Source organism: Stenotrophomonas sp. STEN035, from assembly GCF_056759935.1.
This window is the reverse complement of sequence record NZ_JBRRDY010000032.1, coordinates 1-14,616: the sequence shown is the minus strand read 5'-3', so window position 1 is coordinate 14,616 and position 14,616 is coordinate 1. Positions and strand designations below refer to the sequence as shown.

The following is a 14,616-nucleotide window of genomic DNA, read 5'->3' as shown; positions in this document are numbered from 1 at the left end:
TGCTACGTTGCGCCATCACAGGCACCGTCGAGGTGCCGGTGATTTTGCAAAGTCGGTGCGGTGCGGGACGTGGGTGGAGAGGACTCACGTACCGCACCGCGCCTTCCCGGCGATTTCTCCCCGGGCCTTACTGCTTCGGCTGCAGACGCACCTGGTCCAGCACCCACATCTGCGGACGGGTATCGCCGCTGAAGGTCATGCACAGGTCGGTGATCTGCCCGGCACCAGCTTGCAGCGGCGCCTCCAGTTCAATGAAGCCATCCTTGCCCGGCTGCTGCGGCAGCGGCACGGTGGCCAGCACGCGGCCCTCGCAGCCTGCACGCACTTCAAATTCACCGTACTGGCTCACCGGCTTGCGGAAGCCGCGCTTGGCTTCCTCGGGGCGCAGCAGGCCGAAGTTGTAGGGAATGCGGCCGGCGCGGACCTTGACCGAGGCGATGTCCTGCAACTGCGCGTCTTCCCACAGCCAGCACGGGTTGAAGATGGTGACGTCGAAGTTGTCACGCTCACCGTGCAGCGGGTTGTCGTCGACCAGGCGTAGCAGCAGACGACCACCCTGCGGGCATTGCGCCAGGGTCTTGTCGGTGCGGGTCAGCAGGGACTGTGCATCGAAGTTCCATTGGCTGGGCTTGTCAGCCACCGGCTTGCCGTTGAAGAAGGTCAACGCGGTCAGCACGGTCGGCACCGGCAAGGTCAGCGCGCCGGGATAGGCCGGTGATTGCGCGGTAGGAGTGCTGCCGTCGGTGGTGTATCGGATGTCGCGGTAGCTGAGCGGGTTGGACAGCTCGACCGTCACCTTTTCAGCTGCACGATCATCCTGGCGCTTCATCGCCACCGACAACGCGGTCTGGCCATAGCCGATGCCCAATGCCTTATAGCGCTGCAACTGCGCCGGCAGGCGTGCAAGGAAGTCGTCGTAGCTCTTGTTCTGCAGCGGCGTCCAGGCGATCTCGGACAGTGCCGCCAGGCGCGGGAACACGTTGTGCTTGAGGTCCTTGCCGGTGCGGGTGTGTTCGGTCCACATGTTGGCCTGCACGCCGATCACGTGCTTGCGCTGCGCCGGGGTCAGCTCGGCCGGCACCGGATCGAACGCGTAGACGCGCTGCATCGAGGTGAACTTGGGACGGCCGGTAGGCTCTTCCGGCAGATTGGTCTGCAGGAAATCCAGGTACAAGGTATTGCCCGGCGTCATCACCACGTCGTGGCCGTGCGTGGCCGCCTCGATGCCGCCTTCGATACCGCGCCAGGACATCACCGTGGCCTGCGGCGGCAAGCCGCCTTCGATGATTTCGTCCCAGCCGATCAGCTTGCGGTCGTGGTCTTCCAGGTACTTCTCCAGCCGCTTGAGCATATGCGACTGCAGTGCTTCCTCGTCCTTCAGCCCCAGCTCACGGATATAGGCCTGCACCTGCGGCGAATCCTGCCACTGGTACTTCACTGCCTCATCGCCGCCGATATGGATGTACTGGCCGGGGAACATCTCCAGCACTTCGGCGAGGATGTTTTCCAGGAACTGCAGGGTCTCCTCGCGCGGGTTGAACAGGTAGGGGTTCACGCCCCAGTTGGCTGACGGTTTGGTCGGGCCATCGACCACACCGTGTTCCGGATAGGCGGCAACTGCGGCCTGCGCATGACCGGGCACGTCGATCTCCGGCACAACTGTAATGTGGCGTGCGGCGGCATAGGCCACCACATCGCGGATCTGCTCCTGCGTGTAGTAACCGCAATACAGGTGCGGCTTGCCATCAGCACCGACGCCTGCTTCGCCAGCGGCGGAACGGCAGCTGCCCACTTCGGTCAGCTTCGGGTAGCGCTTGATCTCCATGCGCCAGCCCTGGTCATCGGTGAGATGCCAATGGAAGGTATTGAGCTTGTGCGTGGCCATCGCATCGAGGATCAGCTTGATGTCGTCGATGCTCTGGAAGTGCCGCGCCGAGTCGAGCATGAAGCCGCGCCAGTTGAAACGCGGCGCATCCTCCACCTGTATTGCCGGCAGCGTGATGCTGTTCGACGGTGCTGCAGCAAGCAGCTGCCACAGCGACATCGCGCCATAGAACAGGCCGCGCGCATCGCCGGCTTCGACCAGCACGCCATCGTTGTTGATGCGCAGTGAGTAGCTCTCGGCCGATGCGTCGGCACTGGGCTTGCGAAGGCGGAACTGGATTGCGCCCTTGGCATTGCCGCTGCTCGTTGCCTGCAGATGCAGTGGCGTGGTGCGTGCGAGCAGCTGGGTGAAATGGGCGGCAACGTCGCCAGCGCCTTCAGTAGCGATCACGCGGGTGGAGGCGTCCACCACGAAGCGACCATTGCCAGGCTGCACCGATACCGGCCGCGGAATGATGCTGGCACCAGTTACTTCCACCGGCAGCTGCTGTGCGGGCGCGACAGTGGAAGCGGCCAATGCATGGCCGCTGGCAGAGGCAAGTGCAAGCGACAGCGCAGCATGCAGAGCGTGGGTGGTGAGTCGGTGTCGGGTCATCGTGGATCCTTGTTGTTGAAGGCTGGCATACGGCCAGCCGCTGTTGCGTTTGCGGTTGACGTAACGGTTGCTGCAATCCGTGGGGGGAGAGAAGTCGGGGTGGGGCGCAGGGCATTGGCCTGCGTATTGCTGGTGCTGGATTGGATCATCGCATCAAGTGCAAAGCCCATCAGCACGCCTTCGATATCGGCTGCGACAAGTACGTCGGCATGATGGGCAAGCGTACCGGCGACGCCCCACTGGAAGCCACGTCCCGTTGGTAACGCATGGGTAGCGAGCAGGCGCCCATCGCGGCGATCAAGTACACCTATGCCCGCGGCGTGATCAATAAAATAGGGATGGCCAGCGGCCATGCCGACCAGCAGCTGGTCACCCAGCGCCAGCGGTGTGCCCCAGCTCCAGCCACCGACGTCGGTGCGCCACAGCACGCGCCCGCTGACGATGTCGATGGCGCTCACCTTGCGCAGGTCGGATGAGCCGATATAGAGCGTGTTGCCCTCGAAGGAAGGTTCGGATTCGATCCACGAGGTCCAGAACTGGGTAAGCCACAGCGCGTTGCCGGTGTTGGCATCGATTGCATGCAGCACGCCGCTGCGGTCATTGCAGAACACGCGGCCGCGATGCACCACCGGTGCTGCGCCTGGACGTGCTGCCAGACGGTACTGCCATAACGGAGTGCCGGTGCGCGCATTGAGTGCCTGCACCACGCCTGCTTCGGTGACTGCGAACAGTTGGGTGCCGTCGCTGGCCAGGCCATGCTGGATGCGACCAGCAAGCTGTCGCTTCCAACGGCTGGCGCCGGTGTGCATGTCCAGCGCTTGCACACTGCCGTCGTTGCCGCCGATATAGATCTGGCCGTTGCCGAGCATAGGGCGTGGGCCCTGCCATTCCCAGGCCGCCGATTGCGGTTGTGGAGGCTCTCGGCTGCTGCGCGCGTCCTGGATCGAGGAGCGCCATTGCTCGCGGCCGGTCTTGCGGTCAAGCCGATGCAGGTAGCCACCATCGCTGTTGATGAAGACCGCATCGTCGGTGACCAGTGCGGTTGCATAGACCGGGTAACCCAATGCGCTGCCCCAGCGCAGGCTGCCATCGGCAAGATCGACGGCAAACAGGGTGCCTGCGGTGGTGCCGATATAGGCAACGCCATCGGCGACAACCGGCGATGCAAAAATCTGGCCGCCAAGGTGGGCTTTCCAGCGCGGGCCGGGCAAGGCCTGCGGTGATGTGCTGGCTGCGTTTTCGGTGGGTAGCGAGGCGGGTTCGCCACGTCGCAGGCGCAGGCGTTCGCCGCTGCCCAACAGGGTGCCCGTCAGTTCTTTGTCCTGCATCCGCAGCGCCATGTGCAGGGGGCGATGGATCAGGGTGTTGCCGTCGTCTAGATCCGCCTTGCCGTGCAGGGGTAGTGAGCGCAAATGGGCAATGGGCAGATCCAGGTGCATGTCATAGCGGCCGTTCGCATCAGCCTGCAGGTTCAGGCCGATGCTGACCTTCTCGCGCGGGCTGCCGATTTCGCCCAGCCAGTAGCCGGAGAGGTCATCAGTGGCATATGCAATGCTTGCCGGCAGCAACAGTATGCAGGCCAGTAGCGCCGCGAGCAGCGCGAGATGGCGTGGAAGGACATTGGTGATTGGCTGTTCCATGCAGTGGTGCCCGGTGCGTGCTGGTTGGCTGTCAGGAACCTGGCGGGAGCACTTGCTGCTCCCGCCAGGTGAGTGGCGTTAAGGCTTAGAAGGCGAAGCGCAGCGACGCCATGTAGCGACGGCCGCTCTTGTAGGCGCCGTTGAGCAACTGCTCGGTGCCGAAGTAGCTGTGGTACTTCTCGTCCAGAAGATTCATGCCTTCAAGGCCGATGCTCAGGTTGTCGGTGACCTTGTAGGCGACGGATGCATCCAGTGAGCGGTACTCCATCGTCCACACATCACGGCCGCCGCTGACGCGGGTGAAGTATTTGTCGCGCCAGTTGTAGGTGATGCGGGCGTTCCACGTGTCGTTCTCGAAGAACGGGCTCAGGTTGTACTGGTTCTTCGAGTTGAACGGCAGTGGTCGGCCGTTGGTGGCCTCGCCGTCGGAGTAGGTGTAGTTGGCGATGATGCCAAAGCCGGCACCGAGGTTCTGCTGCCAAGCCAATGAATAGCCCTTGATTTTTGCATCGCCTGCATTCTGCGGGCGATCGACAAGGAACTGTGCATCACGCAGCTGGTTGATGTTGTAGTGGGTCTCTTCCTTGGCGATGCGCAACACGTAGTCACTCACGTCGCGGTAGAAAATGGAGGCGGCCAGGATTGCATCCGGCGAGAAGTACCATTCGCCCGAGAAGTCGAGATTGGTGGAACGGTATGGCTTCAGGTTCGGATTGCCGCCGCCACCAGTCAGTGCCTGGTCGGAGAGGAACAGGTAGCTGGAAACGTCTGCATAGTTTGGACGCGCCATGGTCTTGGCTGCAGAGAAGCGCAGCACCAGGTCATCGCTGGCGTCATAGACCAGATTCAGGTTTGGCAGGACATTGCTGTACTTGCTGCTGCGGGTGACATAGTCATAAGAGGCCTCCGCCTGGGCCTGGGTCATTGTCGCCGTGGTACAGCTGGGGCGACCGGTGTTGCAAGCGTAGGCGCTTGAGTCCACGGCGGTGCGAACGTAGCGCAAGCCGATGTTGCCACGCAGGCGGTCGAAGCTGAAATCCGCCTGCAGGTATGCAGCCTTGATGTCTTCCTCGATGGTCCAGGTATTACGGACGAATTCGGAGTTGCCTTGCGTGGTGGGTACTGGGGGGTTCTGCCAGGGAGCCAGCCAGTCGTTGCTGGCGATATAGTCGGCAAGTGCCCAGCCATCGATGGTGAAGCGATTGCCCATGTCGCCAAAGCCGCTGAAGCCGTCCAGATAATTGCTGGGCAGGTCGCGTGGATTGAACATGTCGGTGGTGGCATCGCCCCAGCCCTGCACGGAGGCAAGTACAACGCCACGTTGGATCTGCCCGGTTTCATGCGCGCGTTGTTTGTAGCCGAAACGTAGCTGGTAAACCGGAGAGTCGAGCTTGAGGCCGAAATCCACCTGGCCGTAGGTTTCCTTGTCCAGAGTTGGCTTGTCGACCAGGTTACCGCCCCAGCCGGTGTTCCAGGTGGCTTGGCTGCTCGGATCCGCACCGTAGCCGCCATCCATCCGGAACAGCGTCGGATCGGTGAACGGGTTGCGTCCGCTGATGTTCAGCGTGCCCGGCGTGCCGGGGCCGTTGGCGATCGACCAGCTGTAGTCGGCGGGTGCAAGGAAGCTGCCATAGACCTGCTTGGGACCGCCTTGCGCCTTGGTGTGGCCAAGCTGGCCCGAGGCGAACCAGCGCTCGTCTGTCCAATCCACCTTGACATCGTAGGTCTCCGACTCGACCTTGGCGCGTCGGTTCTGCAGGTCGAACACCATGCGGCCGCCCTTGTGGGTGGCGCCGGTGATCAAGCCGTCCTTGATGGTGATGTCGGTCAGTGAGCCCAGACTGCCATAGGTATTGCCTTGCCAGGCAAACATCGACTGCGCCATATGATCGAAGTTGGCATCGATCTTCAGAGCGGTTGCCTCGATGTTGAGTTGTTCCATCGGCTTGAACTGCAGCGATGCGGAATACGTATTGCGCTTGCGCTTCTGCTCGAAGAAGTGTGCGCTCATCGAGCTTGGGCCCACCGCGTTGGGATTGGCATTCAACGCATCGGCGCATGCGCCCTTGCAGTTGCCAGTGGCGATGGAGCCTGCGGCGCCGTCCAGGCCGTCGCGGTAGTGCTTGGCCAGGACGGTGCCATAGGACTCGATGCCATCGCGGCGGATGCTCTCGTTGCTCGACTGGGCCGAGAGGATGAAGCCAAAGTTGTCTGCGGCGTTTTTCCAGCCAAACGCGGCCGACGCGCTGGGGTCGGTTTTTTCCACGCGATCATTGCGCGCATAGCTGACGCGGCCGGTGATGCTGATCTGCTCTGGCATGTCCAGCGGTTTGCGCGTGGCGATGTTGACCGTGCCGCCAATGGAGCCTTCGTCCATGCGCGCTTCCGGCGATTTGAACACTTCCACCTTGCCGACCAGCTCCGGTGCCAGCAGTGAGTAGTTGAAAGTGCGGGAGGGGAAGTCGGACATGTTCCAGTCGCCAGAGGCGATGGATTGGCCGTTGAGCAGGGTGCGGTTCAAGGCCGGGTCAACGCCGAGGATGCTGACGCGCTCACCCTGGCCATAGGCACGGTCGATGGTGACACCGGGAATGATGGTCATGGCTTCGGCGACGTTGGTCGCCGGGAACTTGCCCACGTCCTCGGCGGTGATGACATCGACAATGGCATCGGCATTGCGCTTGGTTTCCAGCGACTGCTGCAGGCTGGCGCGGATGCCGGTGACGACCACGCGATCAAGCTCGGTTGCATCCTTCGGTGCTTCCTGGGCGGCGGTGGAGAAGCTGATTGCCAGACAGCTGACGATGGCGGCAGTTAACGGTGACTTGCGGTGTTTCAAAGGTCTCTCTCCCTTTGCTGATGGATGGCCGGCAAATGCTGCTGGCCAGTGAATCCCGCATCCCTTCGGGCCTGCGGAGAAACATCGCGGCTGCCGTATCGGCCGGCCACGTCGAACGCGGTGTCAGTCCAGAAACAGGCCGGTTGCAGCAAAAGCAGAGAGCGCTCGAAGACGGGCGCTGTTGGAAGTGGATCGGATGTACTGCCGGCCTTGCTTGTCCACGTCATGTCTCGATGGGTGGGTGGGGCGGGTGACTACCGTCGTTCAGCTCGTGGTGGAGTTTGCGTGCATTGCGTTTGAATTTGCAAAAATAATTTTCACGAAAAACGTATGCTTTGAAAACTTAGTTTCAATCAAATAGTGCTTAATTTAAGTGCTAAATTGAATGAAAGGGAATATTCATTCATTCCGATTGCAACTTTTTTGTGCGAATTAAGTCTTGAATTGAAAATTATGTTTATCTTCAATTCATTGGTAATACAAATTCTGTTTATTGGCTCCCCGGGCTGCTCCGGCGTATCGGCTGGCCATCCGGGCGTTCAAGGGTGGAGCTCGGTGCCGTGCGCGTGCGTTGGCGCGGTGGCGTTTGCAAAGCGCGTTGAGTGGAGTGAGTGATGTCGGGTTGCGTATCGCGGGCAAAAAAAAGCGGGCCTGGAAATCCCAAGCCCGCTGGAGAAAAAGACAACAGAACCAATGAAGCGGGAGTGGCTACGCTTTAGAAGGCGAAGCGCAGCGTGGCCATGTAGCGGCGGCCGGTGCGGTACAGGCCGCGGATGACCTTCTCGGTGTTGGCCACGCCCGGAACTTCGGCGTAGGAGCGGTATTCGCTGTCGAGCAGATTCATGCCGTCCAGACCGAGGGTCAGGTTGTCGGTCAGCTTGACGTTGATGTTGGCATCCAGCGAGTCGTAGTCATCGGTGACCAGGAAGTTGCCGCGGTCGGCCTGCGTGTAGTACTTCGAACGCCACGAGTAGGTGACACGTGCACTCCAGCGCTCGCTCTCGTAGAACGGGCTGAAGTTGACCTGGTTCTTGGAGTTGAACGGCAGGCGGTTGCCAGCATCAGCCTTGGCATCGGCGTAGGTGTAATTGGCCAGTACGCCCAGGCCATTGTCAAAGCTGGTCTGGAAGGCTGCGGAGAAGCCCTGGATCTTTGCGCCACCGGCATTGTTCGGACGCGAGATGTCGTACTCGGTGTCCTTCTTCTGCGACTGGTTGTAATGGGTTTCCTTCTGCGTGGTGACCAGAATGTAGTTGTCTACCTTCTTGTAGAACGCAGTACCGGCCAGGATGGAGTTCGGTGCGAAGTACCACTCGGCCGAGAAGTCCAGGTTGGTGGACTCGTATGGATCCAGGTTCGGATTGCCGCCGCCGCCGGTCAGAGTCTGGTCGCCGATCCACAGGTAGCTGGACATATCGCCGTAGTTCGGGCGGGCGATGACCTTTGCAGCGGAGCCGCGCAGCACCACGCTGTCGGTCAGGTCGTATACGACGTTGAGGTTCGGAAGGACGTTGTTGTACTTCTTCTTGACCGTGTTCAGTACATAGCCGTCGACCGGGCACGGGCTCTTGAGTGCGGAGCAGGTATAGCCAGTGCTTTCCGATTCGGTCTGTACCAGGCGTACACCGGCGTTACCGCGCAGACGGTCGTAGCTGAAATCAGCCTGGATGTACGCTGCGTTGATGTCTTCCTTCACCGACCAGGTGTTGGAGGCATAGGACGGGTCGCTGAAGGTGCTCGGCGTCGGCATGCTCTGCCACGGTGCCAGCCACTTGCCGCTGTTGATGTAGTCGGCCAGTGCCCAGCCGTCGATCATGAAGCGGTTGCTCAGATCACCAACGTTGCCGAAGCCGCTGAGGTAGCTGTCCGGCACATCCTTGGGGCTGAACTGATCAGCGGTCAGGTCGCCATAGCCCTTGATCGACGCCAGCGACACGCCAGCCATCGACTGCGCGGTTTCGTGTTCGCGACGCTTCACGCCGAAACGGATCTGGTAGACCGGCGAATCCAGGGTGATGCCGCCGTCGGCCTGGATGTACTTCTCTTCATCCCTGGTCGGCTTGGTGACGATGTTGCCGCCCCAGCCTGCGCCCCAGTTGGTGGCGCTCGGCGGATTGGTGTGCCAGCCGCCCGCAGGGCTGCCGCCGTCAAAACGGTAAGCGGACGGATCGGTGAAGGGGCTACCCGGTTGGCCGGGCTTCATGTGGTTGGCGACGTCGGAGATCGGGTCGGTCTGGTAGCCGTGGAAGTTCAGGGACGGGGTCTTGCCGCTCAGGTCGTAGCTGTAGTTCGCCTTGTTGAGGAACTCGCCGAACACCTGCTTGCCGGTGCCGCCAGTGGCCTTGGACGTGCCGGCGTGGGCCGATGCGAACCAACGCTCGTCCTTCCAGGTGAATTTCAGGTCGTAGGAGTCAGTGTCCACGGTGGCCTGGCGGTTCAGCAGGTCATACACGGTCAGTGCGTTGCGGAACGAGGCCTTGGTCATCACGCCGCCATCGACGGTGACGTCGGTGAGGCTGCCCAGCGAATTCCATGGATTGCCATTGAAGGCAAACATGGAGTGGGTCATGTTGTCGTACTTGGCCTTGACGTTGAGTGCGTTGAACTCGATGTCCAGCTTGTCGGTTGGTTTGAACTGCAGGGCGACGGACAGGGTGTCGCGCTTGCGCTCCTGTTCGAAGTAATGCGCGCTGATCGCGTTCGGGGCCACCGCGTTCGGGTTCGCCAGCAGGGTCTGCGCGCAGCTGCCCACGCAGCTCGGCGGCATGACGGTAGCTGGATCGGTCGACCAGTCGGTGGTGGTGGTGGTGATCGAGTTCGGCGAGCCGCCCTTGCCGTTGATGTAGTCCTTGCCGCTGACCGTGCCGTAGGACTCGATGCCGTCGCGACGGATGTTCTCGATCGAGCGCTGTGCGGACACGATCACGCCGAAGTTGTCGGCCTGGTTCTTCCAGCCGAACATCGCCGACACCGACGGATCGCCGGCTTCGACGCGGTCGTTGTACAGATAGCCAACCGCGCCGGAGATGGTGGTGCCACTCAGGTCCAGCGGCTTGCGGGTGGAGACGTTGACGGTGCCGCCGATCGAGCCTTCTTCAAGCCATGCTTCCGGCGACTTGTAGACTTCGACCTTGCTGACCAGCTGCGGTGCCAGCAGCGAGTAGTTGAAGGTACGGCCCGGTTGGTCCGAGATGAACCAGTCGGCCGACGCGATGGTCTGGCCGTTGAGCAGGGTGCGGTTCAAGGCCGGGTCGGTGCCCAGGATCGAGACTTTTTCGCCTTGGCCGAAGGCCTTGTCGATGGTCACGCCGGGGATGATGGTGATGGCTTCGGCAACGTTGGTGGCCGGGAACTTGCCCACGTCTTCGGCGGTGACCACGTCGACGATGGCATCGGAATCACGCTTGGCATCCAGCGCCTGCTTCAAGCTGGCGCGGATGCCGGTGACGACAACGGTGTCCAGTTCGGTGGCTTGCTTGCCGGCGTCCTGCGCGTGCGCGGAAAAGCTCAGGCAGGTGACGATGGCGGCGGATAGTACGGACTTGCGATATCTCATGATGTCTCTCCTCATCATTGATGGATGCCGGCGAACTGGCCGGAACTTGTGTCACTGGAAGCTGGGCATGAGCGGGCTGCTGCATGCGCCGGGTCTACTGCGGAGTGCGGTGCGCTGGAATTGATTTCCCTGCGTCCCAGGTACCAACTGGCGGCGCCGATGACGCCCAGTTGCCCGTGCTCTACCAACTTCACGGGGATGCGTTGCAGTGCCTCGCGCATTGGTCCCTTGTTGAGGAAGCGTTCGGCGAAGCTGCTGTTGATGAGGAACTGGCTGATCTTCGGCAGGATGCCGCCAGCCAGATAGATGCCACCTTGGGCGCCATACAGCAGCGCCATATCGCCGGTGGTCGAGCCGAGAATCGCGCAGAACAGCTGTAGCGCCTGCTCTGCAACCGGGTCGCTGCCGTCGCAGGCGTTGGCGCTGATTGCATCGGGCGTGGCGTGCACGGGCGTGATGTCGCGCACGGCGCACAACGCGTTGTACAGATTGAGCAGGCCAGGGCCAGACAGGGCATGTTCGATGGCGACATGGCTGCGCCCGCGCAGCATGTGCTGCAGCACGGCGACTTCCAGCGGGGTGCTGGCGCTCAAGGAGGCCTGTCCGGCCTCGGTGGCCAGTACCATCGAGCGGCTGCCATTGGGAATCCACAGCGCCGCGCCCAGGCCGGTGCCGGGGCCGACGATCAATACAGGACCGTCGCCGCTGGCTGGGCCGCTGAGTTGCAGTGCATCGCTGTCCTTGATGTGGGCGGCGGCATGGGCAACAGCTTCGAAATCATTGACCAGGTGCACGGCGGCGAAGCCGAGGTCATCGCGGATGCGGTTGCACGACAGCGGCCACGGCAGGTTGGCTGAGATCACCGTGCCATCGGGCAGGGCATAGCCAGCGCTGGCGATGGCGCACTCGCGCACGGTGGCGCGGTCGACCGGGAACTCGGCAAGGATCGTGCTCAGGTCCGGGTAGTCGGCACAGCGGTACTGGTGATAGCCGAGCACCTGCATGGGTGCGCTGGCGCTGCTGCCCGGCTGAACCAGGCCTACGCGGACATGGGTGCCGCCCACATCGGCGGCCAGCAATGGCGCGGCAGATGCAGGAGTGGTCAGCTTGGTTGTTGGATTCAGGCTGGCTACCACGCACGTCCCCTGGAAGTTGGCGCGACACCTGTGATGGCGTTGCGGCATGCGGAGTGTCATGGCTTCGTGACAACGATGTCAAGGCGCACTGCAAAAAATTTTCACTCTTCACGTGCTGTGGGTTGTGCTTATATATCAATGATTTTAGTGATTATTTTCATTTCACATGAAATCCATAGAAGCTTTTTAACTGAGTTTTTCAAAGTGGCTGAAGTCCTGTGAAATTTTTTGGCAGGCCAAGAGAGCTTGTGGGAGCGGCGTATGCCGTGAAGCAGGCAGCAACGAAATTGGGAACTTTCAGGCACCACGGAAGGCGGTGGGCATCGGTGAGTCGATGTACAGGGTTGTTGCCGACGATCGGATCAGTGGCTTCGCGGCTTACGCCGCTCCCACAACGCTCCCCGAACTCGTGAATGTCCAACGGTCTGGCGGCAAATGGCAGAAGGCCACCGCATGCGGTGGCCTTCTGCTTGCATCAAGCCGCTGTGTGGATTACTTGGCCGGTTCGAGCTTGATCCAGTCCAGCGTCCACATGTTGGGGCGGGTGTCGCCGGTGAAGCGTACGCACAGGTCGCCGCGTGTTGCCGGCGCGGTGATGCTGGTGTCCAGCTCAAGGAAGCCATCGGCATTCGGCTCGGCCGGCAGCGGCACCGAGGCAAGCGGCTTGCCTTCGCAGTTGGCCAGGATTTCCATTTCGCCGTGCGCAGTACGTGCCGGTGCGAACTTGCGCGACGGTTCGTCGTGGGCCAGCTGGAAGTTGTACGGAATACGGCCGGCGCGCACCTTGATGCGGCTGACGTCCGACAGATCAACATCGCTCCACAACCAGCACGGGTTGAAGATGTTGACGTTGAACACCTCGCGCTTGCCCTCGGCCGGGCCATCGTCTTCCAACCGCAGCAGCAGCTTGCCGCCATTCGGGCACAGGCCGAGTTGGCTGTCCTCGCGGACCAGCAACGAGGCGGCATCCAGCTTGAAAGTGCTGGCAGCAGCCAGCGGCTTGCCGTCGAAGAACGCAGCGGTCTGCACCTGTACCGGCACCTTCAACTGCAGCGGCTGTGCGTACAGCGGCGAGCTGGCGCTGACCGCGCTGCCATCCAGCGTGTAATGCACCGGGTAGCCCAGCGGGTTGTTGAGGCTTACCTGCACCGCGCCGGTGCGGTGTTCGCCCTTGTCCTGCATGTCGACCTGGAACGGCGTCTTCGCATAGGCGATGTTCATCGCCTGGTAGCGCTGCAGCTGCTGCGGTAGGCGCTGCAGGAAGTTGCCGAAGTTGCGCTTGTCCTGCGGGCTCCAGCCGGTTTCGGCGACGGCGGCCAGACGCGGGAACAGGTTGTGCTCCAGGTTCTGGTCGTTGCGGGTGTGTTCGTTGAACATATTGGCCTGCAGGCCAAGGATGTGCGCGCGCTTGTCCGCTGCCAGCTCGGCCGGTACCGGTTCGAACTCGTAGGCCTTCTGCAGGGTGATGGTGGTCGGGCGGCCCGGCGGCTCGTTCGGCGACTCGGTCTGCAGGTAGTCCATGTACATGTGGGTGACCGGCGACATCACCACGTCGTGGCCTTCGCTGGCGGCCTTGAGCCCGCCTTCGGTGCCGCGCCAGGACATCACGGTCGCTTCCGGCGGCAGGCCGCCTTCAAGGATCTCGTCCCAGCCGATCAGGCGGCGGTCGTGCTGCTCAAGGAACTTTTCCAGGCGCTTGATGATATGGCTCTGCATTTCCATTTCATCCTTGGCGCCGAGCTCGCGCATGCGTTCCTGCACGCGCTTGGAAGCGATCCACTGGTCCTTGACCGCTTCGTCGCCACCGACGTGCACGTACTTGGACGGGAACATTTCAATCACTTCTTCCAGCACATTCTCCAGGAACTGGAAGGTGCTTTCCTCGGTGTTGAACAGATTCTGGAAAACGCCCCACTGGTTGTCGATGACCAGCTTCTGATCGGTGGTGCCCAGTTCCGGGTAGGCGACGATGGCAGCGGTGGCATGGCCGGGCACGTCGATTTCCGGGATCACCTGGATATGGCGCTCACCCGCATAAGCGATGATTTCGCGGATCTGTTCCTGCGTGTAGTAGCCGCAGTACTGGCGCGGTTCACCGGTGGCGGCATTGATGCCGGCATCCCCCAGCGGCACGCGGCAGCTGCCGATTTCGGTCAGCTTCGGATAGCGCTTGATCTCCATGCGCCAGCCTTGGTCATCGGTGAGGTGCCAGTGGAAGGTGTTGAGTTTGTGCTGCGCCATCGCGTCGAGCAGCTTCTTGATCTCGTCCATGCTCTGGAAGTGGCGTGCCGAATCGAGCATGAAGCCGCGCCATGGGAAGCGTGGGGTGTCATTGATGGTGGCAGCAGCAACGTGACCGGGCGTGTTGCCGGTCAGCAGCTGCGCGGCAGTGACCGCGCCGTAGAACAGGCCAACATCATCACCTGCGCTGATGTCGATGCCGGTGTTGGAAACCTTCAGTGCATAGCCTTCGGCGGTGTTGAGCGCCGAAGGATCGAGGCGGAAGCGGATCTGCGCCTTGCTGGCGTTGTCGGCCACGGCGAGGGTCGGGCCGCCGTTCTGCTTGAGCAGGGTAACGAATTGGGCGGCGGCGCGGCGCGCTGCCTCGTCGTTGCCGCCGACGCGGGCGGAACTCTGCAGCACGAAGTCCTTGCCGCCGTCAGCCTGATAGCTGGCGGGCAGGGGGACAAGCGAAGGGGCGGAGGTGGTGTCGGCGGCCTGTACCTGCAGGGCGGACATGCCCAGCAATACGCAGCTGCTGAGCCACGGCGCGCGGCTGCGCTTGTGGAAGGACTTCGTCATGGGCGGAGCTCCTGTTTGTGCTTGGGCGGCAGTGTGTAGTGCCGCATCGATCTTGTGTAGTGGGGGGGCGGCCGCCGCCGGGGGGGCGGGGGGGGTTGGGGGGGGGGGGGAGGCCCGGGGCCGGCAGGGGCGGGGGGGCGAGGCGGGCGGGGGGGCGCCGGGCC

Annotated in this window: 6 protein-coding genes; all 6 read right to left on the bottom strand. The window is 62.2% G+C overall.

Features of this window, described 5'->3' with window-relative positions; translation table 11 throughout:
- Positions 1 to 127: 127 nt before the first annotated feature.
- Positions 128 to 2,479, bottom strand: coding sequence for a beta-N-acetylhexosaminidase (locus ACVOLL_RS16005; protein ID WP_481513785.1), 2,352 nt, complete (start codon positions 2,477 to 2,479; stop codon positions 128 to 130).
- Complete coding sequence (locus tag ACVOLL_RS16000) at positions 2,476 to 4,119, bottom strand: outer membrane protein assembly factor BamB family protein (protein ID WP_481513784.1); 1,644 nt, start codon at positions 4,117 to 4,119, stop codon at positions 2,476 to 2,478. The genes ACVOLL_RS16005 and ACVOLL_RS16000 overlap by 4 nt, the downstream gene beginning before the upstream one ends.
- An 85-nt stretch (positions 4,120 to 4,204) precedes the next feature.
- Positions 4,205 to 6,958, bottom strand: coding sequence for a TonB-dependent receptor (locus ACVOLL_RS15995; protein WP_481513783.1), 2,754 nt, complete (start codon positions 6,956 to 6,958; stop codon positions 4,205 to 4,207).
- Positions 6,959 to 7,673: 715 nt separating this feature from the next.
- On the bottom strand, positions 7,674 to 10,514 hold the full coding sequence (locus tag ACVOLL_RS15990; protein WP_481513782.1) for a TonB-dependent receptor: 2,841 nt from the start codon (positions 10,512 to 10,514) through the stop codon (positions 7,674 to 7,676).
- A 14-nt stretch (positions 10,515 to 10,528) separates the two neighbouring features.
- Positions 10,529 to 11,650, bottom strand: a complete 1,122-nt coding sequence (locus tag ACVOLL_RS15985; RefSeq protein WP_481513781.1) for a glucokinase family protein — start codon at positions 11,648 to 11,650, stop codon at positions 10,529 to 10,531.
- Positions 11,651 to 12,142: 492 nt separating this feature from the next.
- The gene (locus ACVOLL_RS15980) at positions 12,143 to 14,452 is read right to left on the bottom strand and encodes a beta-N-acetylhexosaminidase (RefSeq protein WP_481513780.1); all 2,310 of its coding nucleotides are present in this window, start codon (positions 14,450 to 14,452) and stop codon (positions 12,143 to 12,145) included.
- Between the last annotated feature and the right edge of the window lie 164 nt (positions 14,453 to 14,616).